This window comes from Natronocella acetinitrilica, from assembly GCF_024170285.1.
Lineage (GTDB): Bacteria > Pseudomonadota > Gammaproteobacteria > Nitrococcales > Aquisalimonadaceae > Natronocella > Natronocella acetinitrilica.
The window spans coordinates 35231-52581 of sequence record NZ_JALJXV010000007.1; the positions used below are offsets into that span (position 1 = coordinate 35231).

Annotated in this window: 20 protein-coding genes; 8 read left to right on the forward strand and 12 right to left on the reverse strand. The window is 59.0% G+C overall.

The features are described 5' to 3' along the window. Positions 1-22: 22 nt before the first annotated feature. From J2T57_RS14240 to J2T57_RS14250, 3 genes are all read left to right on the forward strand, one after another. Positions 23-1261, forward strand: a complete 1239-nt coding sequence (locus tag J2T57_RS14240) for an iron-containing alcohol dehydrogenase (protein WP_253479479.1) — start codon at positions 23-25, stop codon at positions 1259-1261. A 91-nt stretch (positions 1262-1352) separates the two neighbouring features. Further along, positions 1353-1655 carry a DUF6166 domain-containing protein gene (locus J2T57_RS14245; protein ID WP_253479481.1) on the forward strand — a complete coding sequence of 101 codons (303 nt, stop codon included), beginning with the start codon at positions 1353-1355 and terminating at the stop codon, positions 1653-1655. Positions 1656-1690: 35 nt separating this feature from the next. Then, positions 1691-2491: a sterol desaturase family protein gene (locus tag J2T57_RS14250; RefSeq protein WP_253479483.1), complete on the forward strand. Its 801-nt coding sequence runs from the start codon at positions 1691-1693 to the stop codon at positions 2489-2491. Positions 2492-2560: 69 nt separating this feature from the next. Here the strand turns inward: J2T57_RS14250 and J2T57_RS14255 are convergent, their stop codons facing one another. Then, positions 2561-3382 carry an isocitrate lyase/PEP mutase family protein gene (locus J2T57_RS14255; RefSeq protein WP_253479485.1) on the reverse strand — a complete coding sequence of 274 codons (822 nt, stop codon included), beginning with the start codon at positions 3380-3382 and terminating at the stop codon, positions 2561-2563. Positions 3383-3493: 111 nt separating this feature from the next. Here J2T57_RS14255 and J2T57_RS14260 point away from each other — a divergent pair, with 111 nt between their 5' ends. The 4 genes from J2T57_RS14260 to J2T57_RS14275 all read left to right on the forward strand — a co-directional run bounded on the left by J2T57_RS14260 (position 3494) and on the right by J2T57_RS14275 (position 5736). Further along, complete coding sequence (locus J2T57_RS14260; RefSeq protein WP_253479487.1) at positions 3494-3853, forward strand: hypothetical protein; 360 nt, start codon at positions 3494-3496, stop codon at positions 3851-3853. Positions 3854-3874: 21 nt separating this feature from the next. Continuing rightward, positions 3875-4060, forward strand: coding sequence for a hypothetical protein (locus J2T57_RS14265; protein WP_253479489.1), 186 nt, complete (start codon positions 3875-3877; stop codon positions 4058-4060). A 139-nt stretch (positions 4061-4199) separates the two neighbouring features. Further along, the gene (locus J2T57_RS14270; RefSeq protein ID WP_253479491.1) at positions 4200-4907 is read left to right on the forward strand and encodes a GntR family transcriptional regulator; all 708 of its coding nucleotides are present in this window, start codon (positions 4200-4202) and stop codon (positions 4905-4907) included. 139 nt (positions 4908-5046) lie between these two features. After that, positions 5047-5736, forward strand: coding sequence for a GntR family transcriptional regulator (locus J2T57_RS14275; protein ID WP_253479493.1), 690 nt, complete (start codon positions 5047-5049; stop codon positions 5734-5736). 25 nt (positions 5737-5761) lie between these two features. On the opposite strand, the gene J2T57_RS14280 is transcribed toward J2T57_RS14275, so the two are convergent. From J2T57_RS14280 to J2T57_RS14330, 11 genes are all read right to left on the reverse strand, one after another. Continuing rightward, positions 5762-6598, reverse strand: coding sequence for a hypothetical protein (locus J2T57_RS14280; RefSeq protein WP_253479495.1), 837 nt, complete (start codon positions 6596-6598; stop codon positions 5762-5764). A gap of 79 nt (positions 6599-6677) precedes the next feature. Next, positions 6678-7946 (reverse strand): TRAP transporter large permease, encoded by a 1269-nt coding sequence (locus J2T57_RS14285; RefSeq protein WP_253480563.1) that lies wholly within the window; start codon positions 7944-7946, stop codon positions 6678-6680. A gap of 62 nt (positions 7947-8008) precedes the next feature. Then, positions 8009-8515, reverse strand: a complete 507-nt coding sequence (locus tag J2T57_RS14290) for a TRAP transporter small permease (protein WP_253479497.1) — start codon at positions 8513-8515, stop codon at positions 8009-8011. A 72-nt stretch (positions 8516-8587) separates the two neighbouring features. Continuing rightward, a complete protein-coding gene (locus J2T57_RS14295) occupies positions 8588-9658 on the reverse strand; it encodes a TRAP transporter substrate-binding protein (RefSeq protein WP_366519107.1) in 1071 nt (356 codons plus the stop codon). Then, a complete protein-coding gene (locus J2T57_RS14300; RefSeq protein WP_253479502.1) occupies positions 9565-9807 on the reverse strand; it encodes a hypothetical protein in 243 nt (80 codons plus the stop codon). The genes J2T57_RS14295 and J2T57_RS14300 overlap by 94 nt, the downstream gene beginning before the upstream one ends. 77 nt (positions 9808-9884) lie before the next feature. Further along, positions 9885-10280, reverse strand: coding sequence for a RidA family protein (locus J2T57_RS14305; RefSeq protein WP_253479505.1), 396 nt, complete (start codon positions 10278-10280; stop codon positions 9885-9887). Positions 10281-10345: 65 nt separating this feature from the next. Further along, a complete protein-coding gene (locus J2T57_RS14310) occupies positions 10346-11164 on the reverse strand; it encodes a substrate-binding periplasmic protein (protein ID WP_253479508.1) in 819 nt (272 codons plus the stop codon). 25 nt (positions 11165-11189) lie between these two features. Beyond that, positions 11190-11975 carry an amino acid ABC transporter ATP-binding protein gene (locus J2T57_RS14315; protein ID WP_253479510.1) on the reverse strand — a complete coding sequence of 262 codons (786 nt, stop codon included), beginning with the start codon at positions 11973-11975 and terminating at the stop codon, positions 11190-11192. Continuing rightward, on the reverse strand, positions 11972-12640 hold the full coding sequence (locus J2T57_RS14320; RefSeq protein WP_253479512.1) for an amino acid ABC transporter permease: 669 nt from the start codon (positions 12638-12640) through the stop codon (positions 11972-11974). Before J2T57_RS14320 ends, J2T57_RS14315 begins: the two co-directional genes overlap by 4 nt. Positions 12641-13013: 373 nt before the next feature. After that, on the reverse strand, positions 13014-13628 hold the full coding sequence (locus tag J2T57_RS14325; RefSeq protein ID WP_253479514.1) for an RES family NAD+ phosphorylase: 615 nt from the start codon (positions 13626-13628) through the stop codon (positions 13014-13016). 76 nt (positions 13629-13704) lie between these two features. After that, a complete protein-coding gene (locus tag J2T57_RS14330; protein WP_253479516.1) occupies positions 13705-14088 on the reverse strand; it encodes an antitoxin Xre-like helix-turn-helix domain-containing protein in 384 nt (127 codons plus the stop codon). 306 nt (positions 14089-14394) lie between these two features. Between J2T57_RS14330 and J2T57_RS14335 the strand changes: the two genes are divergently transcribed. Beyond that, positions 14395-17310 (forward strand): FAD-binding and (Fe-S)-binding domain-containing protein, encoded by a 2916-nt coding sequence (locus tag J2T57_RS14335; RefSeq protein ID WP_253479518.1) that lies wholly within the window; start codon positions 14395-14397, stop codon positions 17308-17310. The last annotated feature ends 41 nt before the right edge of the window (positions 17311-17351 follow it).

Genomic DNA, 17351 nt, shown 5'->3' on the forward strand with positions numbered 1-17351 from the left:
GAAATATATCAGCGAGGGCGCCATGCTTGACGGTCTGTTCTTGTCCATGCCACCGAGAATTCTGGGTGGCTGGGGTTGCCGGCGGGAATTGGCTCCCCTCCTCCGGCGTCTGGGTCACCGCCAGTCACTGATCGTAACCGATCGCTTCTTCAGCACCGAGACACCCCTGGTGGAGGAATTGCAGTCACAGCTGCGGGAGAACGGTATCGAAAGCCTGACTTTCGACGGTGGAATCCCCGACCCGACTGTGGATGCATGCATGCAAGCCCAGGCTTTCGTGGAGTCCAGGGGCTGGACCCATCGGATTGATCACGTCATCGCGCTGGGGGGTGGCAGCAACATTGACCTGGCGAAGGTTCTGTCACTCACGCTGAAGTTCGGGGGCAAGCCCCAGGACTATGTGGGCGAGGATCGAATGCCGGGAATGCCGCTCCCGCTTGTGGCGCTTCCCACCACTGCAGGCACCGGCTCCGAGATCACGGGTGGCGCCATTCTGGTGGACCAGGCCAGCGCAACGAAGGTTGCCGTCATGGGCAACGACCTTCGTCCACGGATCGCCGTCATTGACCCGGAACTGACCATCAGCTGTCCGCCAAAGGTGACGGCTGACGCTGGCCTCGATGCATTGACACATGCCATTGAGTCCTACATGACTCTCGACGGCGTTGAGTTCGACCGCGGTGGTGATCCGGATCCGGTTTATACAGGCCGTAACGCCCTCACTCGGCTGTTCGCTGCAGATGCGATCTCGCTGTGTTTTCGTCATCTGCCGTCGGCATACGCCAGCGGCGATGACCGAACCGCCCGCGAAGGGATGGCCGCCGGCAGCCTCTACGCCGCCTTGTCGTACGGCAGTGCCGGTCTCAATGCAGTCCACGCGCTGGCCTATGCCCTGGCTGGCCTGACGCACCATACCCATGGAAGTACCAACGCGGTATACCTGCCCTACGTCATGGACGCCCTGATGGAGGCTCGACGTGGGGACCTCGCGGTTATCGGCAAACTGGCCGGCGCAACGGGAGAAAATGAGTCGGCACTTGCACGCGAGGCGGTGATCCGTACCCGCGACCTTGTTGCGCGCGTGGGAATACCAACCACCCTTCAGGGCTTCGGCGTGAAGGAGTCGGATCTACCCGCTCTGACTCGAAACGGCCTCGGCGTATCCCGCCTGACCAAGGCATTCCCCATCCAGCCTCCGGATGAGGTGTACCAGCGGATCGTCGTCAACGCCTATCATGGAATCCTGGAGGCGGAGAGCTGATGGATGGGTCTGACAAGCGTGCCCGCTGCTTGCGATTCACTTCGTTCCAATCTAATATATCAGTCACATGTTTATTGATGTCGGAGACGGTATGAAGGTCTACAGGGGCGAGCGCACCATTGACGGTCTCGCGGTTACCGTCGACGACCAACCGCTTGATCCACGATACGACCTGAAAGAGATTTCTCTGGATGGCTTCGAGTGGACATACGAAGGGCCTGCGCCGGAGCAACTCTCGCTGGCCCTGCTCGCGGACCACTTCGGGAACGACGAGAAGGCGCTGCAGCACTACCTTGCGTTCATGAGAGAGGCCGTCGCCAATTTCGAGAACGAGTGGGAAATGACTACCGAGGACATCGACGCGGTGTTAGCCGACATCAGTAACACCGCCTGATTCGCTCCCGCCACAGGCAATGAGGAGACAGTTTCATGGAACTCCAGAACACCCCAATGACGGAAAAACAGCGCAACTATCGCGCCGAGTACCGCTCCCGTATTGCGGGCTGGTACAACGGCTGGCTGCATGTGGCGGTCATCTACGGTATTGGCCTCCCGGCGATGTTTATCTACATCCAGAACATGCAGAGCATCGCGTGGTGGGAGTGGCTGACCATTCCGGTCGTGTTCCTGTTTTGCAATATCTTCGAGTGGGCCATCCACCGCCACGTGATGCACCGGCCTGTTCGTTTTCCAGGCCTTAGAGCAATCTATCAACGGCATACGCTCATGCATCATCAGTTCTTCACGGACAACGAGATGCGATTCGCCGACCACAAGGACTGGCGGGTAACGTTTTTCCCGCCCTATGCCCTTGTGGTGTTCATCCTGTTGTCGATTCCCGCGGCCGCCGTGGTCGGATCGCTGATTTCCCCGAACGTGGGCTGGTTGTTGATTAGCACGACGACAGCGATGTACTTGATTTACGAGTTCATGCACTTCTGCTGTCATGTCGAGGACAACGCTTTCGTGCGCAACTGTCCCTTTGTCAACACGATCCGCCGGCACCACACCGCCCATCACAATCAGTCCATCATGATGGAGCGGAACATGAATCTGACGTTCCCGATCGCGGACTGGCTGTTCGGAACCTCTGATTTGAATCGCGGCCTTCTCGGCCACATCTTCAACGGGTTCGATACGAGGCACGTCCGCACGGACATGCGAAAGGCTTCGAGAACACCGAGGGGCCGGCGCTCCCAGCAGTCTGACGGTGCAAGTGCGCCAGCTTGACAGGCATCCACCAGATGCAGTTTGAGTCAGGCCCGGCAGCGTCCCTGCCGGGCCTGAACTTGTATACGACTACTTCCGCAACAGATCACCGATATCCGCGTACGAGATAGCACGGTCGGCGAAGCCGAAGGATCCATGCTCCCGCACTTCCCTGGCCGCTTCCAGGAACGCACCCAGGGCAACCCTGGCGAAGCCGCTGCCGATACTCACGCGTCGAACACCTAGCTCTTCGAGTTCCGCCAATGTCAGGCTGACACCTTTCAGCCCCATCACCACGTTGACCGGACGGTCCACCTCCCGCAACAACGTGGCAATCTGCTCGCAAGTCTTGAGGGCGGGCGCATAGAGCACATCCGCTCCAGCCTCCTGGTAGGCTTGCAAGCGCCGAATGGTGTCGCCGAGGTCGCCGATACCGACCATGAAATTTTCCGCGCGTGCCGTGACCATGAACGAAAACGGCAACGCACGTGCCGCTTCCACTGCTGCCCGAATACGCTCTGCGGCAAGCTCAACATCGTAGAGAGGGGCGTCGGGCTGGTTGGTCGCGTCCTCAATCGATCCGCCGACCAGGCCGGCCGATGCGGCCATGCGAATGGTTTCCGCCACGGTTTCCGGCGCTGCTCCATAACCATTCTCCAGATCCCCAGTAACCGGTAGTTCCGTCGCGGCCGCGAGCTCGGCTAGGTGTCCCATCATCTGTTCACGATCAACGGCATAGTCCGGCCGTCCTAGCGTATAGGCGAAACCAGCGCTGGTACTCGCCAGGGCTTCAAACCCCATTCCCGCGAGCAGTCGCGCCGTCCCCACATCCCACGGATTCGGAACCACCAACACTGACGGGCCCTCATGCAGGGCGCGAAAGCGATCTGCCTTTTCTGATTGTGAGTTCATGTCTACTCCTCGCCTGGCCCAATAACAGCCGCAGAGTGCGAATTGTGCCCCGAAGATGGGTGATGTATTGTTAACATATCACACAAGATGTGAATCTGGAGCCAGTGCCCAATGCCGTTTGACGCCGTTGCTCTCTACACGCTGTCGATGTTCGTGGCTGTACTCGGGATAGTCGGCCTGAGCGGATACTTTCCCGCTGAAGCCAGGCCGGCGGCACTCCGACAGCCTGGGGGACAAGCCCTGGTTTATCTGCTGTTGCTCGTTGTGCTCACCCTTCTGGTCGGCGCGGCATGGCTCGCCGTCACCGCCCTACCCTGGACGATAGCAATGATCGCGGCCGGCCTGTCGGTGCTGTTCGCGCCGCTCGCCTTTCAGGCGTTGCCCCGCAAATTTTCTGACAGCCGAGCAGGCGTCGCCGTTACCGTCAGCGGCGCGATGATTCTCGTGACCCTGCATTTCAATATCAACTGATACAAGTAGACGGAGCCAATCATGCCAAACCACATCAAAGCCATTCTGTCGCTCGCCGTCGCAGTGACCGCCGTGATCATCTACTTCTTCCAGGCGTCGGCTGGACAGGAACTGACCAAGTGGCTGGTGCTTCTGCTCGGCATGTTCATGATCGTCGCACTGTGGCTCTTCCCGGAGACCAAGAAGAAGGGAAAAGGATCCAGCTAGCAGATGCGTCTCACGTAGTGCCCAAGGGATGTCAGAAGTCGTTCCCCCGATAGCCCTCACAGATAATTCTGGCCGTTCGATTGTGTGAAGAACACCACGATCTGATATATCTAGGGCATGCGATAGAGGGAGGCCTGCTTTGAACGACCCAACTGCGATCAATTCGGTAACCGCAATAGATGCTCCCGGAGCGGGAGAAACCCTGACCAACCGGGCCTATGCAATCCTTGAGGAAATGATCGTCACACTGCAATTGCAGCCCGGTGAGGTACTTTCAGAAGCCGGCCTGACCAAAACGCTCGACATTGGTCGTACGCCGATCCGCGAGGCCTTGCAGCGGCTGTCGCTGGAAGGCCTCGTTGTCATTCTGCCCCGACGCGGCGTGCTGGTCTCGGAAATCAACGTCCGGAGTCAGTTGGAGTTGCTTCGGGTCAGGCGTGAAGTTGAGCGCCTGATGGCGCGACTCGCCGCCACCCGGGCAACTGCGGCCGAGCGGAGCCAGTTCAAGCAACTGGCAGAGGGAATGGAGGCTTGCGCAGACCGTAACGATGATATCGAGTTCATGCGCCTGGACAAGGAATTCAATCGACTTGTTGCGCGATCCTGCCGAAACGAATATGCACGCAAGACCATGGGCTTGATGCAGGGACTTGCCCGCCGATTCTGGTACCAGCACTACCAGGAAGCGCTGGACCTACCGAGATGCGCCCGATTGCACGCGACTATCGCGCGCAAGATCAGCCACGGCCGCTCTGAGGCGGCTGCTGCCGCCTCGGACGAATTGGTCGACTACATTGAGGACTTCACGCGCAGCACGCTGGAGGGCGATCTTGCCGCCCGCTCCTGAAACTGCCCGTCTCCGCAATCTCAACCCGACTCGCCCGTGTAGCGTGATCACCCCGTTTTCGACGAGTATGCTCTGCATCGCCCGCTCGCGTGTTACCTTTTGAGGCTGATGGCCGGCCATCCTGGCCTAAGGGGCAAGTATGCGCATTCAGCGAAAATCGCTGCATATGGAAGCGGCTGACCGCATCCGAGAACTTATCGTGAAAGGCGAACTGCCACCAGGCGGCAGAATTGCCGAGCGGCAGATGAGCGAGCGATTTGGTATCTCGCGGACACCTCTTAGGGAGGCGTTAAAGGTCTTGGCAGTTGAGGGTCTTGTCGAGATTACGCAGAATCGCGGCGCCCGGGTGGCCCAACTTTCCCAGGAAGATCTTGAGAATACCTTTCAGGTCATGGCGGCCCTTGAGGCGCTGTCCGGGGAACTCGCTTGCAGGCATATCACGGATGCTGAACTGGCCAGGATTCGAACCCTGCACTGTCGTATGGTCGAACGTTATAAAGAACAGAAGCTTACGGAATACTCACGCTTGGGCCGCCAGATACACGAATCCATCATGGCGGCAGCGAACAATCCCGTACTTGTCCAGATGTACGGCGGCCTGGCTGGCCGAGTGCAACGATCCCGGTATGTGGCCTCTATGCGGAAGGATGACTGGAAGACCGCAATCGAGGATCATGAGGCCATCATGGAAGCCCTGGAAGCCAGGGACGGGGAGCGTCTAGGCCAGATTCTTAAGGAGCACCTGCAACATAAGCTGGACACCGTGCTCCACTCCCCTATTGCCGTAAGACAGGTAGCGGCCAGGGCCGGCCAGGCTGGGCGGGCCTGAATCGCCTGACGGTCGAAAGTGCTGCCTAAGCACCCCGCAGGAACAAGTCAGCAACGTCGCGAGTCCGCATTCCCGGGCGCGCCCCGAGCGCTGCTGCAGCTTCATTGACGGTACTGATGATACCGTACTGATACATGCCGTATCCGTCACCAATCGATGCGGAATGAACGGCAACCCCTGCCGCTGGTATACCAGTGTCGTTGAGTAACTTCAGACCACGCGTACCGGCTCCATCGCGCCCCCCTCCTCCGTCGTTGGTGATGACGCCTCGCGGTGATACGGGAGCCGCATACCCGCAAGTCGTAACCCCACCGTGCGAACCGATGATCACGACCTTATCCCGGTCCTCGGGAACAACGAACTTGATACTGTCGACGGTCACGATCTGTCCATCGTCTGCATCGTAGACGGTATGGCGAGAGTCCCTGCCTGGAGCCGCTTCGCGTACTGCGTCACTCCAGTTCAGCATGGCTCTCGCAGCTTCCTGCACACTCATGCCAGGCTCGCAGCCGCAGGCGCGGGCCCAGTGATTCACATGGCTGATGACGCCAGTCTCCCAGTGACTCTGCCCGTTCGCGATTTCACAAGAGTTGGCCGCGGCGGCAGCAGCGGGTATGTAGAGTCCATCAAGATAGTAAAGGCCATTGATGCCTCCACCATTCAAACCCACCCCGGCATCGTTGCAGATAATCGCCTTGGGCTTCAGCGGAGCGGCGAAGCTCACCGTAACCACCCCCATCCACGATCCACCGATCAGCACGTCATCCGGTCCGTATTTCTCGTTGGCGTGGGTGATGGAGTCCATGTATACGATGCGACCCCGGTCATCGTCATGAACGATCACATGTCGTTCCTGTACCATGATTTTTCCTCTTCGCAGCAGTTTGTGAATTACTTGTGCCCGACGGTGCCGGGCCTGTTTGGTCTCGATCAGCGACTCGCTATCGGTAGAAGGCCTCGACCAGTCCCATTGAGACGAACGGCACATAGGTCACGAGGGCCAGGAGCACCAACAGCAGAATCAGGAATGGGATATTTGCCCAAGTCACATCCCAGATGTCTTCTCGGGCAATGGAACAGGTTGTCATCAGGACACTGGCAACCGGCGGAGTCTGTTGTCCGATGGCAAGGTTCAGTGTAACGAGGACACCGAAATGCACGGGATCGATGCCAACCAGCGTAACCAGCGGCATCACGATCGGGACGACCAGAATGATGGCTGACGCGGAATGCAGGATCATTCCGATCATCAGGAACAGCACATTGAGCATTGCCAGTATCACGTAGGGGTTGCTGGTGAAACCGAGGATCTGGGCTGCGAGTCGTTGCGGTACGCCGTCCATAGTGAGGTACATGCCCACCACCGCAGAGGCCGCCACCAGGAGCATCACCACGGCGGTCTGCACGCCGCTATCCACCAGACTTTTCAACAAGCCCTGCCAGGTCAGATCACGATAGATGACCAGGCCGATGAAAAGCGCCGCCGCAACCGCGATGCCCGCGCCCTCGGTGGCAGTCACAATACCCCCGAGGATCCCACCCAAGATGATGACAGGCAGAGTGAGTGCCCAAGCTGCGGCCTTGAAGGTGGTCCAAACCCGTTTCAACTGGAAGATATCTTCCGCAGGCAACCCAAGCTTCCGGGCATAGAAATAAGAGATCAGCATCATTCCGAAGCCACCCAGGAAACCCGGAATCACGCCAGCCACGAACAACTGAACGACGGATGTCTGCGCAATAACCGCATAAAGAATCATGGGGATGGACGGCGGAATGATGATCGCCAACGACGCCGAAGACGATGTCACCGCAGCCGCAAAACGTCCGGGATACCCCTTCTTTTTCATGGCCGGAATGAGGACGGAGCCCACGGCCGCGACATCCGCTACCGCCGACCCCGAGATTTCGGCGAAGAACATCGATACGCCGACGTTCACCATTGCGAGGCCGCCCCTGACGAAACCGATCAGGGCGTAGGCAAAGTCGATCAGCCTGCGCGAGATCCCGGTGTGGTTCATGATCGAGCCGGCCAGCACGAACAACGGAATGGCAATCAGCGGAAACCGCGTCGCACCCTCGTACATCGACAGAGCCACGTTGATGAGAAATCGATCGCCAAAGCCGATCCAGATCGCCGCCGTACCCACTGCGCCCAGGGCTATTGCAATGGGGACACTAAGGAGTATCAAAGCGACGAGTGAGAGCAGCACCAGCAATATGACCATGTCACTCCTCCGGACGGGCGTTCCTGTCGTTTTGGGTTACGCGGGGGCTAGCCTTCCGATGCGGAAATTCGCCCTTGCCGTGCTTCTTCTATGGAGACGGGCAGCCGCAATAGCTCTGCCAGGATGTACAGGCAAGCCCCTACAGGTACGACGTGCTGCGCGATGGACCTGGGCATGATGGGCAGAGAGTTCATGTGCATCCCCGAGATCGCATCAAGCACACGGAAACCCATCACCGCCAGGATGACGAGAAAGGAAATGGTGAGGGTTCGACTGAGCAGGCAAACGCCAACGCGCAACGCCTGCGGCATTCTGTTGACTATCCCGGTGGTAGCCATGTGCTGCCCCCTGATCGCTGCCAGTGCGGCTCCGTAGTACGTGATCCACGCAAGCAGCATCGCAGCCAATTCGTCATAGAAGCGCAGCGAGTAGCCGGTGTATCGAAACACCACGGCCGCTATGACCAGTGCGGCCAGTGCAGCCATCAGCAGGATCATGACCACCGTCAATATGCGGTCGAGCATCCGGCCGGCCATGGCCATCTTGGACAGCATCACGGTCTCCTTCTGCCTGGGATGGTTGACGAGCGCCGCCAGCCGCACGAGCGGCCGGCGGCGCATAGCCGCTTATTCGCGGCCTAGTTCGATGGCTGTTTCAACCATCTGGGCTGCAGTCGGGACCTCCCGCGCGAACTGCTCGTAGACCGGAGCGCTTGCATCGATAAAGGCATCGGTATTCACCGAATGAATCTCGATATCGGTCTCCCGAAGCAGTTCCAGCAGTTCGTCTTCAAGACGGGCCGCCGTCTCGTAGACGAAACTCTGCACATCTCTTGCAGTTTGCTGGAGGGTCTCCTGCACCTCGGCGGGCAGCGTCGCAAAGTTACGTACACCTGCTGTGAGGTAGAGCGGAGTATAGACATGCCGAGTCAGGGACAGGTGGTCCTGAACCTCGTAGAATCGTGAGGTGTAGATCTGGGCGAAGGGGTTTTCCTGGCCGTCCATGACCCTGGTCTGCAGTGCGAGAAAAACCTCCGAAAACTCCATCGGTGAAGGGTTGGAGCCGTAAGCTTCGAACATGGCAAGACGCCACGGGCTGCCGGGCGTACGGATGCGCAAGCCGGAAAGATGCTCCGGCTCTGTTACGGCGCGGCGCGAGGTCGTCAGATGACGGAACCCGTTTTCCCATAGACCCAGCACCTTGAAACCCTTCTGTTCCGCGAGGGGGGCCAGATCGTCCCAGAAGAATGCCTCTTCGATGCGCTTCATGTGTTCCCGGTCGCGCACCAGATAAGGCATTTCGAAAACGGCAAACTCCGGCACTTCCGAGGACATCACCGTTGATGGCATCGCCATGTCCAGAGTGCCGACCAGCAGCCGTTGGAGCATTTCAGTGTCGCTGCCCATCTGGCTTGAGCCGTAGACAGTTACGGTGTAGCCATCAAGCCGCTCGTTTGCCACTCGGGCAAACTCCTCCGCTGACAAGGCATAGAGTGATCCGGAGTCTCCTGTATGCCCAAGAGTCAAGCGGACATCAGCCTGACTCGTACCCACGCTGCCAAGGCCCAATACCCCTGCCGCCAATAAACCAAGTAGGTGTGATCTCATAGCCATCGTCTCTCGTCCTCTGCTGCTGTCGTGAAGCCCTCTGCGGCGAGATTTCGTCGCTTTACCCATGCTTGACGGGCGAGCTGGCATTTTGCATGTTGCATGCCATTTTTTATTAGCCTCTGTTTATAGTATGTTTTATTGACGTTATCAAATGTGGTGTTCTCAAAGACGACAAATAACGCCCTGGGGCGTGCATCGAACTTGGGCGGGGTGCCGCCGCTCTGCACCAGATTCATGCAAGCCAGAAACAGCTCACATTCAGATACGGTGCGAACTCAGTATTGAGCGGCGGAGTTGCTTCTCGGAGGGCGTTTTATACGCCCACGTAAGCGATAGCCTCGATCTCGACTAGCATCTCCTGCTCGGCCAGCTTTGCCTGAACGGTGGTGCGCGCCGGTGGCTTGTTCGGGAATACCTTTTCGAACTCGGCGTTCATGACGTCGAAGTCTCTGATATCTGTGAGATAGACAGTGCACTTCACCACGTCGTCCGGGCCCGCACCGCCTTCCTGCAAGACAGCTAGCACGTTCTTCAGGGTCTGCACCGTCTGGCCACGAACGTCTCCCTTGCAGACCACGTTGCCATCCGGACCCCAGGCAACCTGCCCTGCCGTGAACACGAACCCTCCCGCCTTGGCGCCGGGAGAATAGGGATAGCTGGGTCGTGGCTGAAACTGCAGAACTTCCGGTACCAATTGTTGCTTGGGCATGCGATCAATCCTGTTTAGGGCGCCCGCGCAACGGGCGCGGGCGAAAGGTAAGACCAGTTTGTAGCTCAGTTGGCGATGGCATCGGCCCACGGCGCGCCGTGTTCTTCGGCAAACTCCCGCAGTGCGCCGCTCGCGATGAGCTGCCCGATGGCGGTATCGATGAAAAACTTCAGCTCGACATTGGCGTAGTTGGTGGCCCAGGCCACCTGGTTCATGCTGTAGATGTGTCCGCCCAGCGCGGCGCGCAGGGAGGATTGCGATGCGAGCGCGTTGTCAGCCGCCGAAGCTGCGCCGATGGCAATATCGGCCTGGCCGGTCACAACCTCAAGCATGGCTGCTTCTTCCGTCGTCACGACGCGCAGGTTGGCGTCCGGTGCCACGCTCTGCACCCACTCCATCTGACCGCATCCCTGGCACACGGCAACACGCACGCTGGAATCGTTGAGTTCGCCGACATCCTCAAATCGATCATGCCCGGCGCGGGTCACGCCCTTGTAACCCAGATAATAGATCGGGCGGCTGAAGGCAACGGCAGTGGCCCGGGAGATGGTCGAGTAGGTAGAGGCGATTGACACATCAATGCGGCCAGCCTGCAATGCGGCAACAAAGGACTGCCAGGTGACTTCGACGTACTCGCAGCGGACCTGCATGTTCTCGCAGATGTACTCTGCCGCGTCGATAAACGCGCCGCCGTACTCGCCGGAGCGCGGGTCCTTGATGATGTCCTGATCGAATGGAATCACACCGATCCGGAGGACGCCCGAGGACGTGATGTCATTCAAGGATCGGGCGTGCAGCGTGGACATGCCAACGAGCAGTGCTATCAGGAGAGCTGCGAGCCCTGAGATACGCAGCCAGGGCTTATGGGTTATTCCGGTTTGCATGGAGGTGTCCTCGTTTGGGTTGTAATTAGTTCAGTTCATGACTGATGGCGGAAAGGAAGGCTTGCGTTCGCGCCTCTCGGGGATTGCGCAGGACCATGTCCGGAGAACCGTCCTCCACCACCTGCCCGTCGTCCATGAAGATCACCCGGTCGGCAACCCGCTGCGCGAAGGACATCTCATGGGTGACCACGAGCATGGTCATGCCCTCCTCCGCGAGATTGCGCATCACGGCGAGCACCTCTCCCACGAGTTCAGGGTCCAGCGCCGAGGTGGCTTCATCGAACAGCATGATCCGTGGCTTCATGGCCAGGGCCCGTGCAATTGCGACGCGTTGTTTCTGCCCGCCGGAGAGCTGATCCGGATAGGCATCGGCCTTATCCTTCAAGCCAACCTTTGCGAGCATGTCCGCCGCCAGTGACAGGGCGTCGTCCTTGGAGAGCCCCTTAACCAACTCCAGGGGCGCCGTAATATTCCGTGCGGCCGTCATGTGCGGCCACAGATTGAACGACTGAAAGACCATACCGACGACGGCACCGCCCGTCGCTGGATTCGGTCGAATCCACGGTCGCCGCCCGAGGTGATTGGTACTCTCGCCGAAGATGCGAATTTCACCCTCGAAGCCTTCCTCGAGCATTGCCACGCACCGCAGCAATGTGCTCTTGCCGGACCCGGAAGGCCCGATGATGCAAGCAACCTCTCCCGGACTGACCTTGAGGTTCAGGCCCTTGAGGACGGTGTTGGCACCAAAGCGCAGATGCACGCCATGCAACTCAAGAGCGTACTGCCCATCACTGCGGATGGCCGCACTCATGCGTTGCTCCTCGCCATTCGGCGCTCGACCAACTGCGCGGTGAGCGATATCGGATAGATCAGCAGGAAGTAGAAGACTGCTAGCGCCGTGTATAACTCCAGCGGGCGGAACGAGTTCATGATGAGGTTATTGATGGAGTGCAGCATCTCGTAGACGCCGATCACCGCCGCCAGGGACGACAACTTCACGATGTCTGCGAAGCAATTTACCAACGGGGGAATAACTCGCTTGAACGCCTGCGGCAGGATGATGTGCCGCATGGTCTGCAACCGTGACAGGCCCATGACTCGCGCCGCGTCGCCCTGGCCCCGATCAATTGACGATATGCCGGAGCGAAAAACCTCAGCTACGTAGGCGGAAAAGTGGATGCCCAGCGTAATCGTCGCCGACCAGAAGGCCGAGAACGAGACGCCGAATAGCACGGGCATGCAGTAGAAGAACCAGAAGATCTGCACCAACAACGGCGTATTCCGGACAAACTCGATGTATACCGCTGCCGCTGGGGAGAAAAACCGTGTGCGGTTGGCCCTGAGAGATCCGAGCAGAATCCCAATGGTGAGAGCCATGGTGACTGCGATCAGGCTGATCGACATTGTCATGACGGCACCGGAGAAGTACACCTCACGGTAATCCCACACTATGTCGAATCGCCAGTCGTAGTTCATCTGCTGCTTATCACCAGTCCTTACGGTGGAGGGCCAGTGTCGAGAGAGCGATCCACTCGGCGACCGGGCTGCTCGGGCAATAGCAAGAGCCGGGCCACATTGACCGCCATCGCTCTTGGGGCCATGTTCGCAACACGATTGGGTGTCAATCGGAGAGTGACAACATGGTGCGTCAATTTGACGCGCACGCACCAAAAAGGGGAAATCAGTTGTGTTGACGCACTAAAGAAGTGCACCCTCGAAATGAGGGCGCATCATTAATGAAGGGCTGAGACTAATTCGACACAAACCCCAATCGGGGTTCGTGGGAAGTGATTGTCAATTACATTCTTGTGGTATGGGTCAATTATTTGCTGGCGGAGCGGGACAGGGATCAATAGGCCGTGCGCCTTATCTCCACCACATCACTGATGCGTTCTCCGTTCCAGCGGTACTCGAAGTGTTTGCCCTGTCGGGCGGGGCCAAGGGCGGGCGGCCGCATGATCGCTGCGCATTCCCCTCCCCGATGATCCCTGACGCTTGGGTAAACGAGTCCGTCTTTGTCAGCCGCACGAAGCTGGCTGCCCAGGCGCTGCCCTTGTGTCCAGTCTCGAGGATCGAGATAGGGCTTCGATTGAATTCGGTTATCTCGGAGATCAAGCAACTGTCCGTCTACTTCAGCGATGTAGACACGCATTTCGATAGCGATGGGCGCTTCCCGGGATTCCGCCAGAAACCGCTCGCGGTGATAGCGAGTCTCCACAACAGCCGTGCGTTCGTTGTCAGCACAGTAATAGACACCGAACGTTCCGTCGGTGAACCGACTTGGGCGCGGGTAGCAGATCGCCGCCATGATGGGGGACCAGCCCGGGCCGAACCGGCGATCTTCTGCCTTGAGCATGTGTATGTGCCCGGCTTGTTCTCGCAGGCGGCTGGACGTAAGCCCTTCCAACTCATTCAGCGCATCAAGATCACCCGGGCTGCCGGCGATGCCTTCGAAGATTGGCACCGGTGGAAACCTTGCGGGCACAATGCGATACGAGCGCGGCCACTGAACGTGTGTAAGCGGAAATTGCCCGCACTCTTCATCCACGGGCAGCATCCAGATGCTGCCGAACGACAAACAGATCCCCTACCTGCCCTGCCAGCATTCGGTCGATGGGCGCCTGCCCCCCGAAGAGTGGATTGGTGTTGGGACGTCGTACCCAGCTATCCGCCGAATCCGGCCGTGGTAGCAAAATGTGCAGGTTCTTGTAGATACCAAGGATGAGCGAAAGCCTCTCCAGATGATTCACATCCAGATTGGCCCGTTCCGGATCGCGCTTCCAGCGCCGATACGTGCTTGGCGGCGTTCCTAGCAGCCTGGCAGCCTGTGCGTCAGTGAGCCCCCAGGCGCGGGCGATATTCGGATACGCTCGCATCCCGGCGCCACTCAGTTGATGTCGTAATTCCAGCTTGGCGGCTTGCATGGCCTACACCTGCTCAAATGCTTCCCGAAACTATACGCTCATTTGGTCGCCTTAGGCAAAAATAGGCCAAATGATCACTTGAAGATGATTTGGACCGCGGACCTTCTCGGCATGTTCGCCATGAGAAAACCTCTGCCGGCCGAATAAAGAAGTCCAACAACAAACGCTCCTTTGAATAATATATGCGCGATATCTTGGCTTTCTGCTACAGTTGTCCGACAACTAAGAAACAGTGATGAGTGAGCGGCGTTGAACTCGGCGGTCATCAAAGCATTCAGTTGGGAAGACTCCACGGTCAGCGAGCCCGTGTGTGAGCAGTTCTGCGAGGCTCTGCTCTCAGCTGGCTACCAGGGCGACCTGCACCGGGACGAGGCCGGAAAACTGTTGGCCGCAACGGACAACAGTGTTTATCAGGTAACTCCGGCCCTCGTGCTGGCGCCATTGAACGGTATGGATCTTGACATCATTGGCCGTGTTGCGGCCTCCCCCGCTTTCGAGCGTCTGGCACTGACGGCCCGTGGCGGTGGTACTGGCACGAATGGCCAAGCGCTGACAAACGCGATCGTCATTGACACCAGTCGCCACATGACCCGAGTACTCGCGTTCAACGCCGAAGCGAGAACCGTGCGCGTCGAACCAGGCGTGGTTCTTGCCCAGTTGAATGCCTATCTGGCTGAACACGGCCTCACCTTTCCGGCGCAGATTTCCACCGCAAGTCGCGCCACCATCGGCGGCATGGTCAGCACCGACGCCTGCGGAAAGGGTTCACGCATCTACGGAAAAACAGGGGACTACGTCGAATCGCTCAATCTGATTCTATCTCGTGGCGGCACGATTTCGGCGAGAACCTACACCGCCGAGGAACTGGACGCCGCCGCTCACGCAGGCGATGCCGGGACGCAGCTGGCGCAGGAACTGCGAGCATTGGTTAGCCCGGTTCGCGAGTCTGTGGAAGCAGTTTTCCCCCGTATCAGCCGGTCGCTCACCGGCTATGACATTCAGCGGGCTTTTCCGGCAGATGGTGCCGTCCACCTTCAGCGATTGATTGCCGGATCGGAAGGCACCCTGGCGATTATCCGTGACATCACGTTGCGCGTCGTACCGATCCCGACAGTGAAGAAATTGGTGGTGGTCCGCTACCCAAGCCTGGACGAGGCCCTCAGCGACTGCCAGCGCATACTGACCCACGGGCCCAGCGCCATCGAAACCCTGGATGAAAAGCTTTATGCGCTGGCAAGAAACGATGCGACCTGGACGCAGGTGCGTCACGCCATGGAGGGCGATACCCCGCCGGAACACCCACTGGTCACGAACTTTGTCGAATTCCTGGGCGATTCGGAGTCCGAGGTCGATGCGCGCATCACTGGCTTCGTCGAGTCACTCCGCGAGGTGAATCAGATACAGGGCCACTACGTGGCGAACGCGTCTCAGGAGCAAAAGCAGCTCTGGGGCGTGCGGTCGCGGGGAGTGGGTTTGCTGGCCAGGGCGGACGGGCCGCGAAAACCCATCGCCTTTGTGGAGGATACCGTTGTCCCACCGGAGCATCTGCCGGCTTACATAAAGGCATTTCGTGCCATTCTTGACCGACACGGAGTCGATTACGGCATGTTTGGCCATGTAGACGCGGGCTGCCTGCACGTCCGGCCGGCACTGGACATGACGCAGGAGTCGGACGCCCGGCTTTTACGCACCATCACCGAAGAAGTCGTGGCCTTGGTCAAGCAGTACGGCGGACTGCTCTGGGGTGAACATGGCAAAGGTTATCGCGGCGAGTTCACCAGGGACTTCTTCGGCAATGATCTGTACCCCGTGCTCGGCGAGATCAAGCGCTTGTTCGATCCCAACAATCGGATGAACCCGGGCAAGATTGTCACTCCACGGCCTGATATTGCGGCTGTTGCCGCGATCGATGCCGTCCCGTTCCGCGGCACGATCGATGGTGAGGTCCCGGCTTCGATACGCCAGCAATGGACCAAGGCGTTTGAATGCAACGGTAACGGTGTCTGCTTCGACTGGGACACCTCGGTGCCAATCTGTCCGTCTTACAAAGTCACCCGTGATCGTGTGCAGTCGCCCAAGGGTCGGGCGGCCCTGCTGCGCGAGTGGTTGCGTGTGAAACAGGCCAACGACCGCGACCGCCTCCAGATCGTAGAGCAGCAGCTGATGCAAAGCATGCAGGGCTGTTTGGGTTGCAACGCCTGCGCTTCCCAGTGCCCAGTGCACGTTTCGATTCCTGAACTGCGTTCACGCTTTCTTGAGACCTACTACAGGACACATGGCTGGCCTTTGCGCGAACGCCTTCTGGGTAACATGGAGCGGGTGCTGTCAGTCACGCGGCGATTGCCCTGGCTGTTCAATCCCTTGCTCGGGGCCCGCCCGGTGCGTCGGTTGGCCGAGCGACGGCTGGGTGTGATTGACTCCCCCCTGCTCTCTCAGCCGTCATTTGAACAGCGCATAGCCAAGGGCTACCGGCAACCCCGGAGATCAAGGGGTTCCGTCGCCTTGTTGCTTGACCCGTACACCAGCAGTTTTGATGCGGCGGTACCGGAGGCGGCGGTAGCACTGTTACGCGCCCTGAATTTCGAAGTCTCCACTATTGCTGCCATCCCCAGCGGCAAAGCCGCGCACGTGCATGGGATGCGGGAAAAAGCCGCGCAGCAGAGTCAGGCCGTGCTCCGGACTGTTGCCAGTCTCGCGCGTAGGCAGGTGCCGGTGATTGCGCTGGAGCCAAGCGTTGCACTTTTTCTGCGACAGGATTGTGGCCATGCAGAGCTTGGCGACGCTGCAGGAAAGATACTGTTGCTGAACGAATGGCTGGCTGGCCTGGGGCTCGATACCGGCGTGCCCACCATTGCAGGCGATGAGCAAACCTACGGCCTGCTCGCCCACTGCACGGAGATCACTGCAATCCCCACCACCGGTGAATCCTGGCGCGACCTTTTCCGGAGCTTTGGCCTCCTGCTGCAGCCGGAACCCGTCGGCTGTTGTGGCATGGCGGGCACCTATGGCCATCTTGTCGAGAATCAGGAGCGCAGCAAAAAGCTCTACGCCATGAGTTGGCAGAGGCACGTGGCCCATTACGGGGAGAGGCTTCTGGCCACCGGTTTTTCCTGTCGCTGCCAGGTAGGACGCCTGGGCGGCTTTCGTCCGAGACACCCGGTGGAAGTGCTTGCACAGCGGGCCCTCGGTCTTTCGCAGGATGCGTCATCATCATCAGCCTAGAAACAAAAGCCGGTGTGCTACCGGCATTTGGAGGAGCTAAC

Coding starts and splice junctions, on each gene's coding strand:
- J2T57_RS14240 (WP_253479479.1), top strand. CDS start 23: ATGCTTGACGGTCTGTTCTTGTCCATGCCACCGAGAATTCTGGGTGGC.
- J2T57_RS14245 (WP_253479481.1), top strand. CDS start 1,353: ATGAAGGTCTACAGGGGCGAGCGCACCATTGACGGTCTCGCGGTTACC.
- J2T57_RS14250 (WP_253479483.1), top strand. CDS start 1,691: ATGGAACTCCAGAACACCCCAATGACGGAAAAACAGCGCAACTATCGC.
- J2T57_RS14255 (WP_253479485.1), bottom strand. CDS start 3,382: ATGAACTCACAATCAGAAAAGGCAGATCGCTTTCGCGCCCTGCATGAG.
- J2T57_RS14260 (WP_253479487.1), top strand. CDS start 3,494: ATGCCGTTTGACGCCGTTGCTCTCTACACGCTGTCGATGTTCGTGGCT.
- J2T57_RS14265 (WP_253479489.1), top strand. CDS start 3,875: ATGCCAAACCACATCAAAGCCATTCTGTCGCTCGCCGTCGCAGTGACC.
- J2T57_RS14275 (WP_253479493.1), top strand. CDS start 5,047: ATGCGCATTCAGCGAAAATCGCTGCATATGGAAGCGGCTGACCGCATC.
- J2T57_RS14280 (WP_253479495.1), bottom strand. CDS start 6,598: ATGGTACAGGAACGACATGTGATCGTTCATGACGATGACCGGGGTCGC.
- J2T57_RS14290 (WP_253479497.1), bottom strand. CDS start 8,515: ATGCTGTCCAAGATGGCCATGGCCGGCCGGATGCTCGACCGCATATTG.
- J2T57_RS14295 (WP_366519107.1), bottom strand. CDS start 9,658: ATGCCAGCTCGCCCGTCAAGCATGGGTAAAGCGACGAAATCTCGCCGC.
- J2T57_RS14300 (WP_253479502.1), bottom strand. CDS start 9,807: ATGAATCTGGTGCAGAGCGGCGGCACCCCGCCCAAGTTCGATGCACGC.
- J2T57_RS14305 (WP_253479505.1), bottom strand. CDS start 10,280: ATGCCCAAGCAACAATTGGTACCGGAAGTTCTGCAGTTTCAGCCACGA.
- J2T57_RS14310 (WP_253479508.1), bottom strand. CDS start 11,164: ATGCAAACCGGAATAACCCATAAGCCCTGGCTGCGTATCTCAGGGCTC.
- J2T57_RS14315 (WP_253479510.1), bottom strand. CDS start 11,975: ATGAGTGCGGCCATCCGCAGTGATGGGCAGTACGCTCTTGAGTTGCAT.
- J2T57_RS14320 (WP_253479512.1), bottom strand. CDS start 12,640: ATGAACTACGACTGGCGATTCGACATAGTGTGGGATTACCGTGAGGTG.
- J2T57_RS14330 (WP_253479516.1), bottom strand. CDS start 14,088: ATGCAAGCCGCCAAGCTGGAATTACGACATCAACTGAGTGGCGCCGGG.